At 73.6% G+C, this 21,246-nt stretch carries 24 protein-coding genes; 6 read left to right on the forward strand and 18 right to left on the reverse strand.

Features of this window, described 5'->3' with window-relative positions; translation table 11 throughout:
- Window positions 1–6 precede the first annotated feature (6 nt).
- Window positions 7–672 (reverse strand): DUF2017 family protein, encoded by a 666-nt coding sequence (locus NP064_RS11005; RefSeq protein WP_227569610.1) that lies wholly within the window; start codon window positions 670–672, stop codon window positions 7–9.
- Window positions 672–965, reverse strand: a complete 294-nt coding sequence (clpS, locus tag NP064_RS11010) for an ATP-dependent Clp protease adapter ClpS (protein ID WP_372456370.1) — start codon at window positions 963–965, stop codon at window positions 672–674. Before clpS ends, NP064_RS11005 begins: the two co-directional genes overlap by 1 nt.
- A gap of 49 nt (window positions 966–1,014) precedes the next feature.
- Here clpS and NP064_RS11015 point away from each other — a divergent pair, with 49 nt between their 5' ends.
- A complete protein-coding gene (locus tag NP064_RS11015; protein ID WP_227569609.1) occupies window positions 1,015–2,400 on the forward strand; it encodes a nicotinate phosphoribosyltransferase in 1,386 nt (461 codons plus the stop codon).
- A gap of 44 nt (window positions 2,401–2,444) precedes the next feature.
- Here NP064_RS11015 and NP064_RS11020 read toward each other — a convergent pair whose 3' ends face one another.
- The 11 genes from NP064_RS11020 to NP064_RS11070 all read right to left on the reverse strand — a co-directional run bounded on the left by NP064_RS11020 (window position 2,445) and on the right by NP064_RS11070 (window position 13,509).
- Window positions 2,445–2,603 (reverse strand): hypothetical protein, encoded by a 159-nt coding sequence (locus NP064_RS11020; protein WP_227569608.1) that lies wholly within the window; start codon window positions 2,601–2,603, stop codon window positions 2,445–2,447.
- A gap of 243 nt (window positions 2,604–2,846) precedes the next feature.
- Window positions 2,847–4,673, reverse strand: coding sequence for a DEAD/DEAH box helicase (locus NP064_RS11025; protein ID WP_227569607.1), 1,827 nt, complete (start codon window positions 4,671–4,673; stop codon window positions 2,847–2,849).
- A complete protein-coding gene (locus tag NP064_RS11030; protein WP_227569606.1) occupies window positions 4,670–5,059 on the reverse strand; it encodes a DUF3039 domain-containing protein in 390 nt (129 codons plus the stop codon). Before NP064_RS11030 ends, NP064_RS11025 begins: the two co-directional genes overlap by 4 nt.
- Window positions 5,060–5,176: 117 nt before the next feature.
- Window positions 5,177–5,971: a glucosamine-6-phosphate deaminase gene (gene nagB / locus NP064_RS11035; RefSeq protein ID WP_227569605.1), complete on the reverse strand. Its 795-nt coding sequence runs from the start codon at window positions 5,969–5,971 to the stop codon at window positions 5,177–5,179.
- On the reverse strand, window positions 5,971–6,933 hold the full coding sequence (locus NP064_RS11040) for an ROK family protein (RefSeq protein WP_227569604.1): 963 nt from the start codon (window positions 6,931–6,933) through the stop codon (window positions 5,971–5,973). Before NP064_RS11040 ends, nagB begins: the two co-directional genes overlap by 1 nt.
- Window position 6,934: 1 nt before the next feature.
- Window positions 6,935–7,867, reverse strand: coding sequence for a carbohydrate ABC transporter permease (locus tag NP064_RS11045; RefSeq protein WP_227569603.1), 933 nt, complete (start codon window positions 7,865–7,867; stop codon window positions 6,935–6,937).
- On the reverse strand, window positions 7,864–8,796 hold the full coding sequence (locus tag NP064_RS11050) for a carbohydrate ABC transporter permease (RefSeq protein WP_227569602.1): 933 nt from the start codon (window positions 8,794–8,796) through the stop codon (window positions 7,864–7,866). The genes NP064_RS11045 and NP064_RS11050 overlap by 4 nt, the downstream gene beginning before the upstream one ends.
- Window positions 8,797–8,873: 77 nt before the next feature.
- Window positions 8,874–10,232 (reverse strand): extracellular solute-binding protein, encoded by a 1,359-nt coding sequence (locus NP064_RS11055; protein WP_227569601.1) that lies wholly within the window; start codon window positions 10,230–10,232, stop codon window positions 8,874–8,876.
- 88 nt (window positions 10,233–10,320) lie between these two features.
- Complete coding sequence (locus NP064_RS11060; RefSeq protein ID WP_227569600.1) at window positions 10,321–11,511, reverse strand: ROK family transcriptional regulator; 1,191 nt, start codon at window positions 11,509–11,511, stop codon at window positions 10,321–10,323.
- A gap of 94 nt (window positions 11,512–11,605) precedes the next feature.
- Window positions 11,606–12,511: an oxygenase MpaB family protein gene (locus NP064_RS11065; protein ID WP_227569599.1), complete on the reverse strand. Its 906-nt coding sequence runs from the start codon at window positions 12,509–12,511 to the stop codon at window positions 11,606–11,608.
- A complete protein-coding gene (locus NP064_RS11070; protein WP_227569598.1) occupies window positions 12,508–13,509 on the reverse strand; it encodes a PfkB family carbohydrate kinase in 1,002 nt (333 codons plus the stop codon). Before NP064_RS11070 ends, NP064_RS11065 begins: the two co-directional genes overlap by 4 nt.
- Window positions 13,510–13,652: 143 nt before the next feature.
- Between NP064_RS11070 and NP064_RS11075 the strand changes: the two genes are divergently transcribed.
- Entirely contained in the window at window positions 13,653–14,015 is a 363-nt protein-coding gene (locus NP064_RS11075; RefSeq protein ID WP_227569597.1) for a GntR family transcriptional regulator, read from the forward strand.
- Here NP064_RS11075 and NP064_RS11080 read toward each other — a convergent pair.
- Together NP064_RS11080 and NP064_RS11085 are read right to left on the reverse strand one after the other, a co-directional pair.
- A complete protein-coding gene (locus NP064_RS11080; RefSeq protein WP_227569596.1) occupies window positions 14,012–14,278 on the reverse strand; it encodes a hypothetical protein in 267 nt (88 codons plus the stop codon). The genes NP064_RS11075 and NP064_RS11080 overlap by 4 nt on opposite strands.
- Entirely contained in the window at window positions 14,275–14,655 is a 381-nt protein-coding gene (locus tag NP064_RS11085; RefSeq protein ID WP_227569595.1) for a hypothetical protein, read from the reverse strand. The genes NP064_RS11080 and NP064_RS11085 overlap by 4 nt, the downstream gene beginning before the upstream one ends.
- A gap of 90 nt (window positions 14,656–14,745) precedes the next feature.
- On the opposite strand from NP064_RS11085, the gene pgi reads away from it, so the two are divergent.
- Window positions 14,746–16,443, forward strand: a complete 1,698-nt coding sequence (gene pgi, locus NP064_RS11090; RefSeq protein ID WP_256813573.1) for a glucose-6-phosphate isomerase — start codon at window positions 14,746–14,748, stop codon at window positions 16,441–16,443.
- 27 nt (window positions 16,444–16,470) lie between these two features.
- Here pgi and NP064_RS11095 read toward each other — a convergent pair whose 3' ends face one another.
- Window positions 16,471–17,631, reverse strand: a complete 1,161-nt coding sequence (locus NP064_RS11095; protein ID WP_227569593.1) for a S1C family serine protease — start codon at window positions 17,629–17,631, stop codon at window positions 16,471–16,473.
- 120 nt (window positions 17,632–17,751) lie between these two features.
- Window positions 17,752–18,993: an amidohydrolase gene (locus tag NP064_RS11100; protein ID WP_227569592.1), complete on the reverse strand. Its 1,242-nt coding sequence runs from the start codon at window positions 18,991–18,993 to the stop codon at window positions 17,752–17,754.
- Between the two features lie 200 nt (window positions 18,994–19,193).
- Between NP064_RS11100 and NP064_RS11105 the strand changes: the two genes are divergently transcribed.
- Window positions 19,194–19,691: a DUF5994 family protein gene (locus tag NP064_RS11105; RefSeq protein ID WP_227569591.1), complete on the forward strand. Its 498-nt coding sequence runs from the start codon at window positions 19,194–19,196 to the stop codon at window positions 19,689–19,691.
- A gap of 186 nt (window positions 19,692–19,877) precedes the next feature.
- Window positions 19,878–20,081, forward strand: coding sequence for a cold-shock protein (locus tag NP064_RS11110; RefSeq protein WP_066582527.1), 204 nt, complete (start codon window positions 19,878–19,880; stop codon window positions 20,079–20,081).
- A 60-nt stretch (window positions 20,082–20,141) separates the two neighbouring features.
- Here the strand turns inward: NP064_RS11110 and NP064_RS11115 are convergent, their stop codons facing one another.
- Entirely contained in the window at window positions 20,142–20,585 is a 444-nt protein-coding gene (locus NP064_RS11115; protein WP_227569590.1) for a hypothetical protein, read from the reverse strand.
- Window positions 20,586–20,789: 204 nt separating this feature from the next.
- On the opposite strand from NP064_RS11115, the gene NP064_RS11120 reads away from it, so the two are divergent.
- A complete protein-coding gene (locus NP064_RS11120; protein ID WP_227569589.1) occupies window positions 20,790–21,170 on the forward strand; it encodes an RNA-binding S4 domain-containing protein in 381 nt (126 codons plus the stop codon).
- Window positions 21,171–21,246: the final 76 nt, after the last annotated feature.

The following is a 21,246-nucleotide window of genomic DNA, read 5'->3' on the forward strand; positions in this document are numbered from 1 at the left end:
GCCTAGTCATGCTCCCTGCCCGTCCTTCCCAGCCCGTCCGGAGCGGCCCAGGTCGTCGAGCAGCGCCGCCATGAGCGTCTCCTGCAGCCAGCTGAGCGAGACGTACACCGCCCCGAGGTACCGGCGGACCTCGCTCTGCGGGTCGTCGTCCTCCTCGGACGGGTCGCCGTCGAGCTCGACGTACAGCGACTCGGCGTCCTCGTCGTCGTGCAGGCCCAGCCGGTCGGCGAGGACCAGCCGCAGGTCGGTGAGGGTGGCGGCGACGGACCCCCCGCGCTCGACCGGCACGACGAGCGCGTCGGCGGGCCATCCCGCGCCGGCGCCGGTGGTGAGCATGTCCCACAGCCAGGTCAGCCGCTCGACCTTGACTCGCCGCAGGTCGTCCTCGGTGAGCCGGCGGAACTCGGCGGCCACCTCCTCGTCGTCGACCGAGGCGTCCGGCAGCAGCCGCCGCACGGCGTCGTCCTCGGGCGGCTCGATCTCCTGGGTGCGCAGCGACATCCCGAGGCCCTCCACCGCGGGGTCCGCGTCCGGGGCGGCGGCCGCGCGCTCCTCGAGGCGGCCGGCGCCCAGCAGATCGGCGACGTCCGCGACGACGGCGGCGACCACGCCCCGCTCGGTGGCGTCCAGCTCGGCGACCAGGGAGCCTCGCTCCCGCCTGAAGGCCCGCATCACTCGCCTCCCCGCTGCAGGGTGGCCCAGAGGCCGAAGGAGTGCATGGCCTGCACGTCCACCTCCATCTGCTCCCGGTTCCCGGTGGACACCGCGGACCGCCCCTCCTCGTGGACCTGCCGCATGAGCTTCTCGGCCTTCGCGCGGGAGTAGCCGAAGTAGCTCTGGAAGACGTAGGTGACGTAGCTCATGAGGTTCACGGGGTCGTTCCACACGATGGTGACCCACGCGTCCCCGAGCCGCTGGCCCGCCTCGGACTCGGCGGTCTCCTCGGGTGCGATCTGGACTGACACCCGATCACTGTAGGTGCGTCCGCGGACGAACTCGTCCTACGTTGAGCCCATGAGCACCCCCGAGGCCACGTCGGCCGTGACCGCCCCCCTCGCGTCCACGCCCCCTCGACCGAGCACCGCGCTGCTCACCGACAAGTACGAGCTGACGATGCTCGAGGCGGCCCTCGGCGACGGCGCCGCGGACCGCCGCTGCGTGTTCGAGGTGTTCACGCGCCGCCTGCCGGCCGGGCGGCGGTACGGGGTGCTCGCCGGGACCGGGCGGCTGCTCGAGGCGATCGAGGACTTCCGGTTCGGCCCGGCCGAGCTGGAGTGGCTGGCGAACGAGCGCGTGGTGGACGACCGGACGCTCGAGTTCCTCGCCGGGTACCGGTTCAGCGGGTCGATCACCGGCTACGCGGAGGGCGAGGTGTTCTTCCCGCAGTCTCCGGTGCTCGTGGTCGAGGGGACGTTCGCCGAGGCGGTGCTGCTGGAGACGGTCGCGTTGTCGGTGCTCAACCACGACTCGGCGGTGGCGTCCGCTGCCTCGCGCATGACCAGCGCGGCGGTCGACCGGCCGTGCCTGGAGATGGGCTCGCGCCGGGCCCACGAGGAGTCCGCGGTGGCGGCGGCGCGGGCGGCGGCGGTGAGCGGCTTCGCGGGCACGTCGAACCTGGAGGCGGGGCGCCGGTACGGCATCCCGACGATCGGCACGGCCGCCCACGCGTTCACGCTGCTGCACGACGACGAGGAGGCGGCGTTCGCCGCCCAGGTCGCGGCTGCTGGGCCGGGCACCACGCTGCTGGTCGACACGTACGACGTGCGCGCGGGCGTCGAGCGGGCGGTGGCCGTCGCGGGACCGGGACTGGGCGCTGTGCGCCTCGACTCGGGAGACCTGGGGGTGCTCGCGCAGGAGGTCCGGGCCCAGCTCGACTCCCTGGGGGCCCACGACACGCGGATCGTGGTGACGTCCGACCTGGACGAGTACGCGATCGCGGCGCTCGCGGCGGCGCCTGTCGACTCCTACGGCGTGGGCACCTCGGTGGTGACCGGCTCGGGGGCGCCGACCTGCGGCATGGTCTACAAGCTGGTGGCCCGGGAGGGCCGCACCGGGCAGATGGAGCCGGTGGCGAAGACGTCCCGCGCGAAGGCGGGGACGGGGGGCCGCAAGGCGGCTGCCCGCAGGCTGGGCCCGGATGGCCGGGCCGTGGAGGAGGTGCTGGTCACCGGGACGGACGAGCAGGTGTCCGCCTGGGTGTCGCAGGACGAGGCGCTGCGCGCCCTGCAGGTGCCGCTGGTGGTCGACGGCGCGGTGGACGCGCGGTGGACGGGCCCGGAAGGCCTGCGCCGGGCGGCGCGCAGGCACCGGGCCTCCCGTGACGAGCTGCCACGGGGGGCCCGGCGCCTGTCCGCGGACGAGGCCGCGGTACCGACGGTGACGCTGCACCTGGCCGGCTGAGTCGTGCAGGGGGCTGCGCTCAGGCCGTCAGGCACAGCGCATCGTTAGACCCTTGCGCCGCGACCACGCCCCACGAGCCCGAGGATCAGGCTCACGACGAGGACGATGACGCCGATCCAGATGAGGAACTGCCCGATGTTCGTGGCGACGCCCAGGATGACCAGGACGGCGCCGACGATGATGAGGAGGAGCCAGGACGGCATTGTGCACACCCTTTCGCTGTTCTCTGTTCCGACTCCCGGGGGATCCGGAGTCGGTGGCACGCCAAGAAGGCTGGCACCCCGGCGCCGATTCAGCATCCTGAGCACAAGAGTTGCGAAACGGGCGAGGTTTGCTAAGTGGTCACGCGTCCAGCGCGCTGACCTGCAGAAACGCAAGTCAAGGGCGTGTCCATACTCTGAGACGCATCCGAGACGCGTGGGGCCGCCGCGGCCCGCGCCCAGCGGTCAGCGCTTGCCGACGAACCAGTTCCGCAGCAGGTCGATGCGCGCCGCGAGCTGCGCGGGGTCCGCCAGGGCGACCTCCGGGCCACCGCACCGGCGCCGCAGCTCGGTGTGCACCGTGCCGTGCGGCTGGCCGCTGCGACGGGCCCAGGCGCCGACGAGCTGGGCCAGCTCCTTGCGCAGCTCGGCCTGCCGGCGGTGGTCCATCTCGGCGAGCTGGTCGGCCTGCTCCTGCGCCGACCTCTTCCGCCGGCGCCCGCTCTGCTGCTCGGCCTGGCGCTGCTTGAGCAGCGTGGTCACCTGGTCCGCGTCGAGCAGCCCGGGCAGCCCCAGGAAGTCCAACTCCTCCTCGGAGCCGACGTCCGCGCCCGTGCCGAACTCGCCGCCGTCGAAGAGCACCCGGTCGAAGGACGCCTGGGCCTCGAGCGCCTCGAAGGAGCCCACCAGGCCGTCCGGGCCGACCGCGTCCGGGCCGTTGCGCTCGGCGTTCGCCTCCGCGAGCAGCGCGTCCTCGGGCGAGAACACGTCGCCCTGCTCCTCCGCGGTGAGCGGGCGGTCGAGGGCGTGGTCCCGCTCCTCCTCCAGCGCGTTCGCCAGCGCGAGCAGCTGCGGGACGCTCGGCAGGAACACCGACGCCGTCTCGCCGCGCCGCCTGGCCCGCACGAACCGGCCCACGGCCTGCGCGAAGAACAGCGGCGTCGAGGTGCTCGTCGCGTAGACGCCCACCGCGAGCCGCGGCACGTCCACGCCTTCGGAGACCATGCGCACCGCGACGAGCCAGCGCGAGTCCGACGCGGAGAACTCGTCGATCCGGTCGCTCGCGCCGTCGTCGTCCGAGAGGACCACCGTGGGCGACTTCCCCGTGATCCGGGCCAGGTGGCCCGCGTACGCCCGCGCGTCGTTCTGGTCGGTGGCGATGACCATCGCCCCGGCGTCGGGCACCGAGCGGCGCACCTCGCTGAGCCTGCGGTCCGCCGCGGCGAGCACCGACGGGATCCACTCCCCGTTCGGGTCCAGCGCGGTGCGCCACGCCTGCGCGGTGAGGTCCTTGGTGAGCGGCTCCCCCAGTCGCGCGCTGACCTCGTCGCCGGCCTTCGTGCGCCAACGCATCGACCCGCTGTAGGAGAGGAAGATCACTGGGCGCACAACGTGGTCGCGCAGCGCCTGGCCGTACCCGTAGGCGTAGTCCGACATGCTGCGCCGGATCCCGTCAGGCCCGCGCTCGTAGGTGACGAACGGGATCGCCGCGGTGTCTGACCGGAACGGCGTGCCGGTCAGGCCCAGCCGCCGGGTGGCCCCCTCGAATGCCTCGTGGACCGCGTCGCCCCAGGACAGCGCGTCGCCGCCGTGGTGGATCTCGTCCAGGATCACCAGGGTGGGCGCCGCGGCGGTCCGTGCCGCGTGCAACGCCGGCTTGCTGGCGACCTGGGCGTAGGTCAGCGCCACCCCGTCGAACCCGTGGCCGTGGCGGCCCTGGGCGTTGGTGAAGTTGGGGTCGATCTTGATGCCGACCCGCGCGGCGGCGTCGGCCCACTGCCTCTTCAGGTGCTCGGTGGGCGCCACGACGGTGACGCGGCGCACCACGCCGGCCTCGAGCAGCTCCGTGGCCACCCGCAGCGCGAACGTCGTCTTGCCGGCGCCTGGCGTCGCGACCGCCAGGAAGTCTCGAGGGTTCCGGACGCGGTACAGCTCGAGCGCCTCGGCCTGCCAGGCGCGCAACTTCCCCGCCGTGCCCCACGGGGCACGGGCCGGGAACGCCGGCGGCAGCTGCGAGGCTGCTGACGACGACGCGTGGCTGGCGGAGGACGCTGGCTGGCGGAGCGCGCTCACTTCCCGCCGGAGGAGTCGCCAGACCCCTTGCCGCGACCGAACCCGCCCCAGCGTCGGCCGCCGCCGCCACCAGACCCGCCCGAGTCGCCGTCCTGGGGCTCGCGCAGGCCCTCGTAGATCTCCTTGCACTGCGGGCACACGGGGAACTTGTTCGGGTCGCGGCCAGGCACCCAGACCTTCCCGCACAGCGCGATGACCGGGGTCCCGCTCATCGCGGAGTCGAGGATCTTCTCCTTGCGCACGTAGTGCGCGAAGCGCTCATGGTCTCCGGGCTCGACCTGCTCGGTCGTCTCCGTGCGCTCGAGCACGCTCGTGGAGGTGCCCGCGCCCGGGTCCGAGCTGAACGGGTCGTCCGGTTCGACAGGGGAAGGCTGGGGCTCGCTCATGCCCACGAGTCTACGGCGGCCCACCGACCAAGTCGGTGGCGTCCACGCGTTCCGCCGTGTCGATCCTCGCGTCGACGGGCGCGTCAAGGGCTCCCGTCCGGGTCCCACTGAGGCGCGTCACAACCCTTGCCATGGCGGCTTCGCCGCGTACGCCTCGCGGTAGTAGCCCGCGAGCTGCAGCCGGCTCGCGGCGGCCTCGTCGAGCAGCACCGTCACGTGCGGGTGGTGCTGCAGCACCGTGGCCGGCCACATCGCGCTGACGGGCCCCTCGACGAGCTGGTGGACGGCCTCCGACTTGGCGCGCCCGGCCGCCAACAGCACCAGGTGCCGGGCCTGCATGATCGTGCCGAGCCCTTGCGTCAGGCAGTGGCGCGGCACCGCGTCGACGTCGCCGTCGAAGAACCGGGCGTTGTCCGCCCGGGTGCCGCGGGTGAGGGTCTTGAGCCGGGTGCGCGAGGCCAGCGACGAGCCAGGCTCGTTGAACGCCAGATGACCGTCGGCGCCGACGCCGAGCAGCTGCACGTCGATCCCCCCGGCGGCGACGATCGCGATCTCGTAGGCGGCGCACGCCGCGGGCACGTCCGCGGCGAGGCCGTCCGGCCCGTGCACGTCGTCCGGGTCCAGGTCGACCCGGGAGACCAGCTCCTGGTCGATGACGTTGCGGTACCGGCGGGGGTCGTCAGCGGCCAGGCCCACGTACTCGTCGAGCAGGAACGCCTCGACCCCCGCGAAGGACAGCCCCTCCTCGCGGTGACGCCGCACGAGCTCGTCGTACACCGCGAGAGGGCTCGATCCCGTCGCCAGCCCGAGCACGGCGCGCGAGCCCAGGGCGGCACGCGCCCGCACCCGCTCCTCGACGGCGTCGGCGGCGAGCCGCGCGAGCTCGTCGGCAGCCCCGATCACGACCTCCATCAGGCCTCCCCCCGTCCCACCAGTGCAGCACCGACGGCGCCGACCGGCACGCCCCGCGGCGCCAGCCGCACCCGGTCCTCGAGCTTCATCGACGCCAGGAACGGCGACGTCGCGGCCTCGCGGATGAGCGACCCGGTGACGGCGTCGAGCAGCGGCGCCCCCAGCTCGCTCACCCCTCCCCCGATCACGATGCGCTCGACGTCGCAGGTCAGCACGAGCAGCCGCACCGCCGACGCCACCGCCCAGGCGACCTCGTCGCGCACGGCCACGGCGCGCGGGTCGCCGGCGTCGGCCGCCTCGAACAGCGCGACGGACGCGGGCCGCCCGGCGCCGGGCCACGACGCGGCGATCGCGCTACCCGAGGCGTACCGCTCCAGGCAGCCCCGCTGCCCGCACTCGCACGCGCGGCCGCCGGGGACGAGCGTCACGTGCCCGATCTCCCCCGCGGAGCGCGCCGCGCCGCGCCGAAGCGTGCCGTCGAGCAGCAGCCCGGCAGCCACCCCTGTGCCCAGCGCCAGGAACGCCAGGTCGCGCACCGGCTCGGGCGAGACGTGCGCCGCGCCGAGCACGGCCGCGTTCAGATCGTTCTCGAGCAGCACGGGCACGCCGCCGAGCGCGTCCCCCAAGAGCGCCGCCAACGGCACGCGCGTCGCGATGCCGAGGTTGACGGCGTGCTCCACAGCCCCGCCGACCGGGTCCACCACGCCGGGGACCCCGACGCCGACACCGCGCAGGCCACGCACGTCGACCCCCGCCCACCCGGTGAGCTCGAGGACCGCGGTCCGCGCCGCGTCGACCACCCCGGGCCCGCCGGGCACCGTGGGCAGCCTCACCTGCCGGCGCACGACGCCGCGGTCGTCGAGCAGCACGCCGAGCACCTTCGTGCCGCCGACGTCGAGCCCCACGGTCCAGCTCGCCCGCGCCCCGGCGCCCGCCGAGGCCTCGTCATGATGCGCGTCCACGTCAGCCCTTCACCGCCCCCGAGACCAGCCCGGAGGTCATCCGCCCCTGCACCAGCAAGAAGAACCCGATCACCGGCAGCGCGAGCAACGTCGAGGCCGCCATCACCTGGCCCCAGTCGACCTCCCGGCTGGCGCTGGCCTGCACGAACCCGCGCAGCCACACCGGCAGCGTCTTCGCCGACTCAGCGGGCAGCACCACCAAGGCCAGAGTGAACTCGTTCCAGGCCTGCAGGAACGCGTACACGCCGGACGCGATCAGGCCGGGGGCGAGCAGCGGCAGCGTGATCCGCAGGAACGCCTGGGTGCGGCTCAGGCCGTCGACCATCGCGGCCTCCTCGAGCTCGACCGGCACTCCGGCGACGAACCCGCGCAGCATCCAGATCGTGAAGGGGACCACCGCGGCCGCGTAGAGCACCGAGATGCCGATCACCGAGTTGAGCAGCTGCGCCGAGCCGAGCAGCTTGTACTGCGCGATGAACAGGCCCTCCGCCGGGAGCATCTGCACGATCAGCACCGTGAAGACGAAGCTGCGCCGGCCCCGGAACCGGTACCTGCTCACCGCGAGCGCCGCCAGGAACGCCAGCACGATCGCGGCGCCCACGGTCAGGAACGTCACGGCCAGGCTCATGCGCAGCGCGGGCAGGAACGTGCCTCCCTCGAGCACGGCGGTGAAGTTGTCGAGCGAGGCGCGGGTCGGCCAGAAGACCGGGGAGCCCGAGGTGAGCCGCACGTTCGGCAGCAGGGAGGAGATGAGCATCCAGTAGACGGGGAACGCCCAGACCGCGGCGGTGGCCAGCGCCAGCACGCTCAGCGCCCCGCGGACCAGCAGCCGCGCGGGCGGCCGACGCCGTCCTCGGCGAGGCGCACGGGTCGTGGACGCGGGGCTGGGGGCGACGGTCGCGGGCCTCGTCGGCGCGCCGGGGATCGTGGTCATGGCCCCTCCTCTCGCAGCAGTGTCCGCACGTAGGGCCAGCTCAGGGTGATGGTCAGCGCCAGCACGAACACCGACACCGCGGACGCGGCGCCGAAGTCGCCGGAGCCGACGCCCACCTGGTAGATGTACGTGCCGAGCAGGTTGGTCTCGCTGGGCACTCCCCCGGCGTCCTGCAGCAGCTTGATCTGTGCGAAGACCCGCAGGTCCCAGATGACCTGCAGCAGCAGCACCAGCGCCAGGACGGGTCGCACCATCGGCAGGATGATGCCGGTGAACCGCTGGCGGGCGTTCGCGCCGTCGATCTGCGCGGCCTCGAGCACCTCGTCGGGCACCTGCGTGAGCCCGGCGTACACCGAGAACGCGACGAACGGCACCGACATCCAGACGATCACCACGGTGGCGACGAAGAAGAAGGACAGCGGCTGCTCGAGCCACGAGTGCCCCACGAAGTCGAACCCGAGCTGGGTGAGCAGGTGGTTGACGACCCCGCGCCGGTAGTCGAACAGCCAGCGCCACACGGTCATGGCCGCGACCACCGGCATCGCCCAGGCGAGCAGCAGGGACACCTGCAGCACCAGGGCCACGGCGCGCGGGACGGCCTTCATCAGCAGCGCGAGGAGCACCCCGATCGCCATCGTCACCACCGCGTTGACCAGGCAGAAGGCCAGCGAGCGGAGCACCACGGACCACAGGCCCGGATCCGTGACCAGCCGGGCGTAGTTGCCCAGGCCCACGAACTCGGCGCTGGCGCCGAACTGCTGTGCCAGGCCGAACTGGTGCAGCGACGTGAACAGCTGCCAGCCCACCGGGTAGGCGAGCGCTGCCAGGAGCAGGAGCACGGCCGGAGCCAGCAGCGCGTACGGCACGCGTGGGCGGCGCCGGGCGCGCAGGGCGGGCGCCTGGGGAGGGTGGTCGAGGGTGCGGGGCATGGTCGTCTCCTTCGTCCGACGCCGGCCGCCCGGGCCGGAGGGCGCTGCGTGCGCCCTCCGGCCCAAACAGCGGCAGGTCAGCCGGCCGCGCCGTTGAGGATGGGCGTGGCGGCGGCGTCGAACGCCTTCGCGGTGGCCGTGACGTCAGCCCCGCCGGCGATCTGCCCGAAGAACTCCTCGAGCTTCTTGCTGTTCTCCAGCGCCGCCCAGCCCGGCGCCGCCGGGGTGAGCTTGGCGTTGAGGGCGGACTCGACCAGGGCGGTGGCGAACTGGTCGTCGCCGAGAGCGTCGACGTGGTCCGTGTTCGCCGGGCCCAGGCCGTTCTCCCCGAGCAGCTGCTGGTACTCGTCCGAGAAGATGATCCGCATCAGGCTCTTGGCGAGCTCGGGCTGCTGGGACTTCGCCGAGATGCCGATGTTGGAGCCGCCCGCGAAGACCGGCGCGGCGCCCGTCCCCTCGGCGTTCGGGAGCACGAAGACCCCGAACCGCTCGTCGTTCCACTCCCGGACGTCCTTGCCGTCCTTGGTGACGAGGTCGCCGATGGACCAGTGCGCCCAGCCCGGCGCCATGACCGTCGCCGCGTCGAGCGAGTAGGAGGTCGTGCTGCCGTCCTCGCCCTCGACCGCGTCGGAGTCGTTGAGGTGGTTGTAGGTGTTGGCGTCCGTCGCGTCGCGCGGCGCCTTGGACGCGCTCGTCCAGATCTCCTGGAGCTGCTCGAGCCCCTTGATGGACTTCGGGTCGGACATCGTGGACGTCCACTCGCCGCCCTCCTGGACCGCGAGGTCGCCGCCGTTGGCGAAGATCCACGAGATCGCGTTGCGCCAGTCCTGGCCGCCGATCCAGAAGCCCGAGAGGTTCGGGATGCCGTTCGGCTGCGCGGCCGTGATCGCGGCGACCGTCTCGTTGAACTCGGCGAGGGTCTTGGGCACGTCGGCGCCGGCCGCGGCCCAGAGGTCCTTGCGGTAGAAGACGTACCGCGAGCCGAAGTAGTACGGGAGCGTGAAGTTGGCGCCGTCGACGGCCCCGGCCTCCACGAACCCGGGCACGAGCTTGTCGCCGCCCAGCTCCTCGTACATGTCGCTGATGTCCAGGAACGCGCCCACGTTGGTGAACGTGGAGGACTGGGTGTTGCCGAGCTCGACCACGTCGGGGGTGTTCGCCGCGTCGGGCAGCGCGGTGGTGAGCTTGGTGACCAGGTCGCCCCAGTCCTGCTGCTCGATGACGAGCTTCGACCCGGGGTTCTCGGCCTCGAAGGTCGTGGTCAGGTAGTCGCGCAGCTCGTCGGGGGTGTCACCGCCGGCCAGCCACAGGGTGATCGTGGCGGGCTCGGGGGTGCCGCCGTCGCCGGTGGCGCCGGTCGAGCCGTCGCCGCTGCCGCACGCCGCGAGGGCGAGCGCTGCCGCCACTCCGACGGCAGCCGTCCGTAGGATCTTCACGTTGGTGTTCCTCCCAGGTGCGAGGCGATCGCCGTCTGGCGTCGCCGAGGGTGGTGCATCCGACCTGCAGGTGGTCGGCTCGGGGTCCTCACGAGACCCCGAGCTGACCGGACAGGACGAGGACGGCTGCTCCGAAGAGCGCGGCGTCCTCTCCCAGTGAGGTGGTGCGCACCTGCAGGTCATTCCCGATGACGGGCATGGTGCGCTTCCGGACGGCGTCGAGCGCCGCCTCTCGCAGTGGTCCGTCGAGCAGCTCCGGCGGCCCGGAGAGCAAGACCTCGGCGAGGTTCAGGGCGCTGACGACAGGCGCCAGCGCGGTGCCGAGCAGCCGCCCCGCGGAGGCGAGCGCGGCGACGGCGTCGTCGGGCGCCAGCCCGGCGACGCGGCGTCGCAGCGCCGGGACGGACAGCACGGTCTCCAGGCAGCCGCGCCGCCCGCACGCGCACGGCAGCGCGGGGTCGCCCCCGAACGCCTCCTCGCGCTCGTCGACCACGGTGACGTGCCCGATCTCTCCAGCGGCGTCGTGCCGTCCGCGCACCAGGGCGCCGTCCACCACGAGCCCGGCGCCGAGGCCCTGGCCGACGGTCACGACCATGAGGCCGTCTCCGGTGGCTCCGCCGTAGGTCAGCTCGCCCAGGGCGCGGGTGTTGGCGTCGTTCGCGACGTGCACCGGGACGCCGAGCTCGCGGGCGAGGTCCGCGGCCAGGGGCACGTCGTACCAGCCTCGGTTCGGGGCCTCGACGACGGCGCCGTCGGCGTCGATGACGCCGGGCGACCCGATGCCCACTCCGATCACGGGCTGGGTGGCGGCGGCGAGGAGGTCGCGGCAGAGGTCGCGCAACACGTCGACGGCGGGTGTCCCGGTGCGTCCCTCGAGCCGCGCGGAGCGCCGGGCGACCACGTCCCCCACGAGCGTCATGACGGCGCCGCGCAGGCTCTCGTCGTCGGCGAGGTCGATGGCCACGACCTGGAACCCGGCCGTGCGCATCCCGACCAGCATCGCGGGCTTGCCCACCTTGCCCTCCTGCCGCACCCCCAGCTCCTCGACGAGGCCCTCGGCGAGGAGCGCCGCGACCAGGTCTGACACCGTGACGCGGGTGAGGCCCGTGCTGCGGGCGAGGTCGGCCCGGGACGTGGCGCCGGAGTGGAACAGGTGCTGGAGCACCATCGACCGGTGGTGGGCGCGGGCATGCTCGGGCAGCAGCTTCGCGGTGGGGCGCAGTGCGCCCCCCAGCGCTCGTGCGGCGCCACTGCCGCGGGGGGCGGTGATCGGGGTCACATTTGTTAGTGAACCTCCCTTACTAATCGCAGGTCAACGGTTCCTTGTGACTGTGATCACATCGTGATGTGCCGGTCTGCCGGGTTTCCCCCGGTCAGGACCTGGAGCGCTCCTCGGCCGCGCCCGCCTCCACGGACGCCGCGGGCGGCGGCGTCGCGGCCAGCGCCCACCGGATAGCCGACGTCGTCGCCACTCCCCCGAGCCTGCCCACGGTGCGCTCCAGCGGTGGGACAGACGGCAGCCCCAGCGGACGCCGGCTCCACCGCGGCAGCAGGCTGACGGCCGCGCCGCCCAACGCGAGGTACGGCCCCTGGGCGGCCACGGGCAACGGGGCGCGCAGCAGCAGGAAGCGCGCGGCGGACTGCGCGTCCGCGGTCCCCTCCAGCTCGGGACGGAAGCGCTCGAGCCGCTCGCCGAGGTCCGCCACGTTGGTCGGCACGTCCCGCGCCCCGAGCGCGCGGGCGACTTTCGCCGTCTGGCGCACGTACTCGTCGCACCCCGCGGGATCCAGCGGGCGCGCGCCGTAGGCCTGATGGGCGCGCAAGAAGCTGTCGACCTCGGCGACGTGCACCCACTCCAGCAGGTGCGGATCCGACGCCGCGTACGCCCTGCCGTCCGCCGCGCGCCCACGGACCCGCGCGTGCACGCGCCGCACCGCCGCGACCGCCGCCTCCGCGTCCTCCGCCGTGCCGAACGTCGTCACCGCCAAGAAGGTGCTGGTGCGCTGCAACCGGCCCCAGGGATCGCCGCGGTAGCCCGAGTGGCCTGCGACGCCGGCCATCGCCAGCGGGTGCAGCGACTGGAGCAGCAGCGCCCGCAGCCCGCCCACGAACATCGAGGCGTCGCCATGCACCTGCTGCACCGGGCTCCCCGGGGCGAACCAGCGAGGCCCCGGCGCACCGTGGATGCGGTGGCGCTTGGCGTCGGCGTCCTCGCCCGCGACACGCCCCAGCAGGGCGGCGGCGAGCCGCTCGCGCATCCCGGGGTGACGCGGGGTCATCGATCGATCGTGGTGCCCCCGGCCGCATCCGGCATCTCGGCGGGGACCGCCCCGACCCAGCCGCGCGCCCCGGCGTGGCGCACCGAGCGGGTGGCGACCTCGACGGCCGCCTCCAGGGCGGCCTCGACCGTCGCCCCCTGGGCCAGCCGAGCCGCGAAGGCCCCGTGCAGCACGTCTCCCGCGCCGAGGGTGTCGACCACCGCCCCGGGGGGCAGCACCGGCGGCAGGACCGTGCGCACCTGAGGGCTCGGGACATCGCTCCTGGCGGCCGCGCCGTGGCCGCGCGCGGCCTCGAGCCAGCGGAGAGGGCCCGCGCCCGCCGAGCGCGCCACCGTCCGCGGCCCGAGCGCGGCGACCGCCGCGAGGTCCTCGACGCTGCCACGCGGTGGCGCCGGGCTGCCGCCCAGCAGTGCGGCGGGCAGTCGGAAGTCCGCCGAGAGCACCGCGTGGTCCACCAGGGCCAACAGCTCGCCGAGCCCGTCCTTCCAGCTCCCGCCATCGAGCGCGACCGGGATGCCGCGCTCCCGGGCCGCCTGCGCCAGCGCCCGCGCGGCCGAGAGGTGGTGGCCGTCGAGGAGCAGCGCCGTGGCGCCGCCCAGCACCCCGGGCAGCACCGATCGGGCTTGGTCCCCGAGGTCGCCCATCCCCTGGCCGTTCACGGACGCCACCGCGCGCTCCCCCGTGGCGCGGGTGACCAGCACCGTGGACACCGCGGGCGAAGCCGCCTCGCCCGCGCGCAGGTCGACGACGTCCACGCCCGCCGCTGCGAGCCCTGCCCGCACCATGTCGGCCACCGGCCCCGAGCCGATGGCCGTCACGAGCCGGGTGGGCACGCCCAGCGCGGCAGCGGTGGCAGCCGCGTTGGCCGCCGGGCCGCCGAAGTCCACCTGCAGGTCATGGGCCACGACCTTCTCGTCGGGCGCGGGCACGTGGTCGACCACCTGGACCACGTCGAGCGTGACCAGTCCGCAGCACACCAGCCAAGGACGCCGTTCCACCGGCACACCTCCCCAGGACGCCGCCGACGCGGCCTGCCGACAGTATCCGGGGCGCCCGGTCACGCCGCCGACGCCCCGGCGCCCCGCCGTCTGCGGCTACGTTGAGCGGAACCGCTGCCCCACCCGCCCCGGAGGCCCCGCCCATGCACCTCGCCGTCGACCCCGACGCCGCGCAGCCGCCCTTCGAGCAGGTGCGCTCGCAGATCACCGAGCAGGTGCGGTCCGGCCAGGTCCCCCCGGGGACGCGGCTCCCCCCGGTCCGCGCCCTCGCGCAGGAGCTCGGCCTGGCGGCCAACACCGTCGCCCGCGCCTACCGCGAGCTCGAGCACAGCGGCGTCGTGGAGACGCGGGGAAGGAACGGCACGTTCGTCCGCGCCGCCGACGCGGTGCAGGACAGCGAGGCCATGGCCGCCGCGACTGTGTTCGCGCGACGCGCCCGCGAGCTCGGCCTCGACGACGAGACCGCCCTGGGATGGGCCCGCGCGGCGCTGGCCCAGACCCGCTAGGAGCCGTCGGCCCCCGGCTCTGGCCGCGAGTGCTCCTCGGCGGCGCGCCGGGCAGGCGCCGGCCGCTCGACGAGGTAGGAGTGCCCGTCCGGTCCCACGACTCGCTCGAGCTGGGTGCGCAGCTCCTCGTCGCGCTCACGCTCCTGCTCGCTGACCGGACGATGAGGCGCCTTCGAGTCGCCGAGCTGGGGCGGGCCGAAGATCGTCAAGAGCTTCTCGGTGACCCGCATGCCCAGCGGCGTGCGGGGTGGTCTCGCCGTCATGAGCTCCTCCTCGCCTGGGTCGACGGTGCGCCGTCGCGCCCATCGTCCCCGCTCCTCCTGGGAGCGGGAGCGTCGACCAGCGCCCACGTGACTGCGGCGAGCACGAGCGCGGCGACGACGACGGCAGGCCAGGCGCCGATCACCGGCGCCACGAGGTGGGACCCGACGAACGCCATCACCGCCACCCCCACGACCGCGGCGACCCTCCACCAGCCAGCGGACGGCACGGACCGGAGCGCGCACCAGGCGGCGCCCGCGAGTAGGACCACGGCCGCCACCGGGCGCACGCCGGTCAGCTGGCCGGCGGCGAAGCCGACCACCAGGGTGAGGCCCGCGAGGGGCGCGGTGGGCAGGGCGGAGGCGGACACGCGAGGCACGGACCCACCTTAGGCTCGCCCAGGCGCCCCACCGCGCAGGTCCCGCGTGCACAAGCCCCGCGTGGACATACCGTGGTGCCAACTGACCTGATGAGAGGGAAACCCGTGACGACCGAACCCATCGACGCGACCGCGACGACGGCCTGGACCGACCTCACCGCGCAGCGTGACGCGCTCCGCCCCGACCTGCGCGCCTGGTTTGCCGCCGACCCGCAGCGCACCGAGCGCCTCACCCGCACGGTCGGCGACCTGCACGTCGACCTGTCGAAGAACCTGGTCACCGACGAGACGCTCGCGACGCTGGTGCGGCTCGCCGACGAGGTGCGCCTCGGCTCGCACATCGAGGCGATGTTCTCCGGCCAGCACATCAACTCCACCGAGGACCGCGCGGTCCTGCACACCGCGCTGCGCCGGCCCGCCTCGGCCAGCCCCGCTCTCGTGGTCGACGGCCAGCAGGTCGACAGCGACGTGCAGGCCGAGCTCGAGAAGGTCTTCGCGTTCGCCGACAAGGTGCGCTCCGGCGCCTGGACCGGCGTCACCGGCGCCCGGGTGGCGACGGTCGTGAACATCGGCATCGGCGGCTCGGACCTGGGCCCCGTGATGGCCTACGAGGCGCTCGCCCCGTACGTCCAGGACGGCCTGGAGCTGCGGTTCGTCTCCAACATCGACCCCACCGACATCGCGGAGACGGTGCAGGGCCTGGACCCGACCACCACGCTGTTCATCGTCGCGTCCAAGACGTTCGGCACCATCGAGACGCTCACCAACGCCCGCCTCGCGCGCGAGTGGCTCTGGGAGCAGCTCATCGCCGCCGGCGCCATCGAGGACACCGAGGAGGCGCGCTCGCAGGCTGTCGCCCGCCACTTCGTCGCCGTCTCGACGGCCCTGGACAAGGTCGCCGCCTTCGGCATCGACCCCGCCAACGCGTTCGGCTTCTGGGACTGGGTCGGCGGCCGCTACTCGGTGGACTCCGCGATCGGCACGTCGCTCGCGATCGCGATCGGCCCTGACGGCTTCCGCGACTTCCTCGCCGGGTTCCACGCCGTCGACGAGCACTTCCGCACCACGCCGTTCGCGCAGAACGTGCCCGTGCTGATGGGGCTGCTCAACGTCTGGTACGTGAACTTCCTCGACGCGGCGACGCACGCCGTGCTGCCCTACGCCCAGCACCTGCACCGCTTCCCGGCGTACCTGCAGCAGCTGACCATGGAGTCGAACGGCAAGTCGGTGCGCTGGGACGGCTCCCCCGTCACCACGCAGACCGGCGAGGTGTTCTGGGGCGAGCCCGGCACCAACGGGCAGCACGCCTTCTACCAGCTCATCCACCAGGGCACGCGCCTCGTCCCGGCCGACTTCATCGCCGTGGCGAACCCGGCCCACCCGCTCAAGGACGGCGACACCGACGTCCACGAGCTGCTGCTCGCGAACTTCTTCGCCCAGACCAAGGCCCTCGCGTTCGGCAAGACCGCCGACGAGGTCCGCGCGGAGGGCACCGCCGAGCACATCGTGCCGGCCCGCGTCTTCACCGGCAGCCGGCCCACCACCTCGATCCTGGCCCCGGCGCTCACCCCGTCGGTGCTGGGCCAGCTGATCGCGCTGTACGAGCACATCACCTTCGTGCAGGGCGTGGTGTGGGGCATCAACAGCTTCGACCAGTGGGGCGTCGAGCTCGGCAAGAAGCTCGCGCTCGAGATCGCCCCGGCCGTCTCGGGCGACAGCGAGGCGCTGGCCGCGCAGGACCAGTCCACCCGGAGCCTCATCGAGTACTACCGCGCCCACCGCGGCTGATCCCCGACCGCTCGTCGAGGGCCCGGCTCACCCGGCCGGGCCCTCGACGAGCGTGACGTCCGCGGTGCGCTGCACGCCGCGGCTGGTCCACTCGATGGTCACCGTGTCGCCGGGCTCCAGCTCGGCGAGCCGCGCCGTCAGGTCGGCCGGCGAGGTCACCTCCGTGCCGTCGAGCGAGGTGACGACGTCGCCGGCGACCAGGCCCGCCTCATCGGCGGGGGTCCCCGAGATCACCCCTGCCACCGGCGCGCCGACGGACTCCGACCTGCGCCGCAGCAGGTCGTCGCCCCGCCCGCCGTCCTCCTCGAGGCCGCCGGGCCGGTCAGCCCCGTCTGCCATGACCAGCTGCACCCCGAGGAACGCGGGATAGCCGATCGACACGGTCTCGGACTCCTCCCCGCTGAGGATCTGCGCGGCGATGTCGAGCACCGTCGCGGCCGGGATCGCGTACCCGCGGATGTCCTCCCTGCCCGTCGACGCCGCGGTGGTCATGCCCACCACCTCGCCGTCCGCGTCGAGGATCGCCCCGCCCGAGTCGCCCGAGACGACATCCGCGTCGACCTCGATGAGCCCGCCGAGCTCCCGCCCGGTGGTGCTGCCCTCGGTCCGCGTGGTGATGCTCCGGTCCAGCGACGTCACCATCCCGGGGGTGGCCATGAGCTCGCTGGCGCCCTGCGCGTTGCCCACCACCGTGACCTCGTCGCCCACGTCGAGGTCCTCGTCCTTGTCGACGGTCGCGATGGCCAGGTTGGCCGCGTCGTCGAGCTGCAGCACCGCGACGTCGTTCGCGGAGTCGGACCCGACCACCGTCGCGGCGTAGGTCTCCGGCGGCGTCCCGACGGTGACGCTCACCTCGGTCGACCCGGCGATGACGTGGGTGTTGGTGAGGACCACCCCGTCGGAGGTGAGCACGATGCCGGTCCCGGCGGCCTCGGCCCTCTGGTAGCCGAGCTCCGTGTTGAGGATCGCGAGCCCGGCGCGCTCGTCAACGCCGGCGACGCGGGGCTCGAGGGTGATCGTCTCCACCGGGGCCGGGCCCTCGGCTCTCGACGGGTCGGGGCCTGACGCCAGCGCCGACCCGCCGGCGAGCACCGCGATCGCCAGCGCGGCGCCGACGCCTCCGGCGGCCGCCCGCCGCCCTGGCCGGCGATACCGCCGCGCGGGCTCGCCCCAGAAGTCCTCGTCCATCACGCACCCCCCGCCCGCGTCGTTCCGACGCGGCCCCTGTCTCCAGGAGAACCCACGCGCGCCGATGCGGCCTGCGCTACGGAGGCCCGATCAGCCCGTCGCAGGTGGGAGGGCCGGAGGTCAGCGGGAGAACCGCTCCGAGCGCTCGACCACCCGGCCGGCGTGCGCCTGCTCGTCCCACCGGTAGACCGTCACGCCGTCGATGAGGACGTGCTCTGCGCGGCTGGTGAGGTCCAGCGGGTCGCCCGACCAGATCACCACGTCGCCGTCGAGCCCGGGGGCCAGCGCGCCCACGCGGCCCTCGAGCCCGAAGAACGAGGCGGGATTCACCGTCAGCGCCTCGAGGGCAGTCTGCCGCGGCAGGCCCTCCTTGACGGCTAGCGCGGCCTGGTGCACCAAGAAGTTGATGGGCACGACGGGATGGTCGGTGGTGATGGCCACGCGCACGCCGGCCGCGGCGATCGTCGCCAGGTTCACGATGGCTCGGTCCCTCAGCTCGACCTTCGACCGGCTGGTGAGCATCGGCCCGAAGATCACCGGCACGTCCCGCTCCGCGAGCACGTCCGCGATCTTGTGGGCCTCGGTGCCGTGGTTGACCACGAGGCGGTACCCGAACTCGTCGGCGAGCCGCAGGGCGGTCGCGATGTCGTCGTGGCGGTGCGTGTGCTGGTCCCACACGAGCTCGCCGTCGAGCACGCGCGCGAGCACCTCCAGCCCGAGGTCGACGGAGAACGGCTCGTCCTTCGCCGCGGCGGCGGCCCGTGCCGCCCGGTAGTCCTGCGCTCGGGTGAACGCCTCACGGATGACCAGCGCCACGCCGAGCCGCGTCGAGGGCAGCTGCTTCTTCTCCCCGTACACCCGCTTCGGGTTCTCGCCGAGGGCCGACTTCACGCTCACCGAGTCGCTGATCACCTGCTCGTCGACCGTGCGCCCGCCCCACGCCTTGATCGCGACGCTCTGGCCCCCGATGGGGTTGCCGGAGCCGGGCTTGACGACGATCGAGGTCACTCCGCCCGACAGCGCGTCGCGGAAGCCCTCGTCGTCGATGTCGATCGCGTCGATGGCGCGGACCGCCGCCATGTTGGGCCCGGTCATCTCGTTGACGTCGTTGCCCTCGATCCCGACCCCCTCCTCGGAGATCCCGACGTGGCCGTGCCCCTCGACGAACCCGGGCAGCACCCACCGGCCCGTGGCGTCGATGACCTCCGCGCCGGCTGGGACGGTGACGTCGGCGCCGACGGCGACGATCCGCCCATCCTCGATGAGGACGACGCCGCCCTCGATGGCGGGGCCCGACACGGGGACGACATGGCCCCCGGTCACGGCGATCACGGACGTGGGCGACGGCGTGCCTGTGCTCATCCGCCCACGGTACGACCCTGCCGCCAGCCGTGGCCGTGCCCTGCCGCGGCGCGTCCCACGTCACACGCGTGGCGGTGACGGGCCCTCAGACGGCAGGCGTACTCTTCGGGCACGGGTCCCTTCGAATGTCGGCGGTCAGTCGTCGGCGGGCCTCCGCGCTCCACAACGACACCCGGGCAGCGCCCGGAGTCTGGTGAGACATGAGCATCAGCTCGCTGGCACGTCCCCGTCCCCACCACCGTGTGACCGCCGCATCGCCGCGCGTCCACCCCGAATCCTGGTTCGGGGCGGTGCAGCCTGTCCCCGAGGCCGTGGTCCGGCTGGAGATCGCCCCCGAGGCCACCGAGGGTCCCGTCCAAGGGGCGTGGTGGCCGTGGAGCCGAGACCTCGCCGTACAGGCGCCCGCCCTGCTGTCAGCGGTCGGGTCGGCGTGCGGGACGAGCGTGGTCCACCTGGTGTACGACCGCCTCAGCTGGGACCCGGTGCCGCACCGCCTGCCGCTGGGCGACCGGTACGTGAAGACCGGATGGTTCGACCTGGCCGACCCGCACCAGGTGTCGCTGCACCTGTACGGCGGGCGCCGGCTGGTGCTGCTCGTGGTCCCGCCCGAGGCCGGCCGACGGACGGCCCTGCGCGCGATGCACCAGGCCGCGGACCGTCACAACCGGCTCACACCGGGGCAGATCCTGCCCCGTTGAGAGCAGACTCTGGCCTTCCCGGCCAGAAGCGTGTACAGTCATGAAGGATTTGCAGTGCTTGGATGTCATTCATCGCACCAGCTTGCTGGTGCGCGCGTTCCCGCAAGGGGCGGACGACGAACACCGTAATCACCTGGTCCCGTTAATTCTGCGGGGTCGTCCGTATTACCTCTTGAGGAGAACAACATGGCTACTGGCACCGTGAAGTGGTTCAACGCCGAAAAGGGCTTCGGCTTCATTGCTCCCGACGACGGCGGCGCCGACGTCTTCGCGCACTACTCGGCCATCGCGAGCAGCGGCTACCGCTCGCTCGACGAGAACCAGAAGGTGCAGTTCGACGTCACGCAGGGCCCCAAGGGCCCGCAGGCCGAGAACATCACGCCGCTCTGATCGAGCGCGCCTGACTCACAAGAACGCCCCGGCCGGGAACGGCCGGGGCGTTCTTGCGTCTCATAGCCGGATCAGACGAGCCCGCCCCTCTCGGAGGACGGCGGCCTCGATCGTCACCTCGACGACCTCGGCGCCGCTGCGGACGCTCACCACGAGGTCGTCGTCCGCGGACGCGGGCGCGAGCCGCATCATCCACCAGGACCTCGTCGGGCCCCTCGACTCGCCCCGCACAGAATGCGGCTCATGCACGGAGGCCGCCCAGCCCGCCTCCGGCTGACGGGCCATCACATCCACGACGTGCCGAGCCGACGCCGCCCCGGGCGCCGCCGACACCTCGACGCCCTCCGTGAGGACCGTCGACCCTGGCGGCGCCAGCGCGGTGAGCAGGTACTCGACCTGCGCGTCCCAGACCCACACCGGGCCGACCACGTATGCCCTCCCGTCGAGCCAGCCGGCCAGCCGCACCCACGCCACGCAGCCCGGCGCCGTTGCCTCCACCGTCACGTCGCTGCGCGTCCCCCTGTGCGCCCCGGCGCGCCCCCTCGCCTGAGCTCCCACCGGCGCCGACTCGTCATGGCTCACTGGCACTCCGCTCCCCCGCGCGACCCGCTCCCGCCGATCCTCCACGGAACACCGCGGCGGCCCCGGCGGCAACCGGTCACGCTCTGGTTGGACGACGCGCCCGTCCACGACGCCTAAGGTCGAGGCATGAGCGATGCCCCGGGAGCGGAGTCCACCCGCCTCGACCGCTGGCTGTGGTGCGCGAGGCTCTTCCGCACGCGCGCCCTCGCGGCGGCCGCCTGCCGATCGGGCCACGTGCGGATCAACGGCACGCACGCGAAGGCCGCCTCGACGGTCCGCGTCGGTGACGAGATCCGCGTGCGGGGCGACGGCAGGGAGCGGATCGTGGTGGTGGCCCAGGTGATCGTCAAGCGGGTGGGCGCCGGTCCGGCGGCCGAGTGCTACGTGGACCACACCCCGCCTCCTCCTGCGCCGGAGGAGACGCCCGGCGTGCCGATCCGCGACCGTGGCGCCGGCCGACCGACGAAGCGCGAGCGCCGGCTGCTCGAGCAGCTACGCGGCCGGTAGCGGCGCACATCACATCGATCTCGTGGCCGGATGGCGGAGAATGAACGCTGACCGGTTCCGCCCGACGAGCAGAAGG

Source organism: Cellulomonas chengniuliangii (assembly GCF_024508335.1).
GTDB lineage: Bacteria > Actinomycetota > Actinomycetes > Actinomycetales > Cellulomonadaceae > Cellulomonas_A > Cellulomonas_A chengniuliangii.

Excerpts from the sequence above, each read along its gene's own strand:
- NP064_RS11005 (WP_227569610.1), bottom strand. The coding sequence starts at position 672 with ATGCGGGCCTTCAGGCGGGAGCGAGGCTCCCTGGTCGCCGAGCTGGAC.
- NP064_RS11015 (WP_227569609.1), top strand. The coding sequence starts at position 1,015 with ATGAGCACCCCCGAGGCCACGTCGGCCGTGACCGCCCCCCTCGCGTCC.
- NP064_RS11020 (WP_227569608.1), bottom strand. The coding sequence starts at position 2,603 with ATGCCGTCCTGGCTCCTCCTCATCATCGTCGGCGCCGTCCTGGTCATC.
- NP064_RS11030 (WP_227569606.1), bottom strand. The coding sequence starts at position 5,059 with ATGAGCGAGCCCCAGCCTTCCCCTGTCGAACCGGACGACCCGTTCAGC.
- nagB (WP_227569605.1), bottom strand. The coding sequence starts at position 5,971 with ATGGAGGTCGTGATCGGGGCTGCCGACGAGCTCGCGCGGCTCGCCGCC.
- NP064_RS11045 (WP_227569603.1), bottom strand. The coding sequence starts at position 7,867 with ATGACCACGATCCCCGGCGCGCCGACGAGGCCCGCGACCGTCGCCCCC.
- NP064_RS11050 (WP_227569602.1), bottom strand. The coding sequence starts at position 8,796 with ATGCCCCGCACCCTCGACCACCCTCCCCAGGCGCCCGCCCTGCGCGCC.
- NP064_RS11065 (WP_227569599.1), bottom strand. The coding sequence starts at position 12,511 with ATGACCCCGCGTCACCCCGGGATGCGCGAGCGGCTCGCCGCCGCCCTG.
- NP064_RS11075 (WP_227569597.1), top strand. The coding sequence starts at position 13,653 with ATGCACCTCGCCGTCGACCCCGACGCCGCGCAGCCGCCCTTCGAGCAG.
- NP064_RS11080 (WP_227569596.1), bottom strand. The coding sequence starts at position 14,278 with ATGACGGCGAGACCACCCCGCACGCCGCTGGGCATGCGGGTCACCGAG.
- pgi (WP_256813573.1), top strand. The coding sequence starts at position 14,746 with ATGAGAGGGAAACCCGTGACGACCGAACCCATCGACGCGACCGCGACG.
- NP064_RS11095 (WP_227569593.1), bottom strand. The coding sequence starts at position 17,631 with ATGGACGAGGACTTCTGGGGCGAGCCCGCGCGGCGGTATCGCCGGCCA.
- NP064_RS11100 (WP_227569592.1), bottom strand. The coding sequence starts at position 18,993 with ATGAGCACAGGCACGCCGTCGCCCACGTCCGTGATCGCCGTGACCGGG.
- NP064_RS11105 (WP_227569591.1), top strand. The coding sequence starts at position 19,194 with ATGAGCATCAGCTCGCTGGCACGTCCCCGTCCCCACCACCGTGTGACC.
- NP064_RS11110 (WP_066582527.1), top strand. The coding sequence starts at position 19,878 with ATGGCTACTGGCACCGTGAAGTGGTTCAACGCCGAAAAGGGCTTCGGC.
- NP064_RS11120 (WP_227569589.1), top strand. The coding sequence starts at position 20,790 with ATGAGCGATGCCCCGGGAGCGGAGTCCACCCGCCTCGACCGCTGGCTG.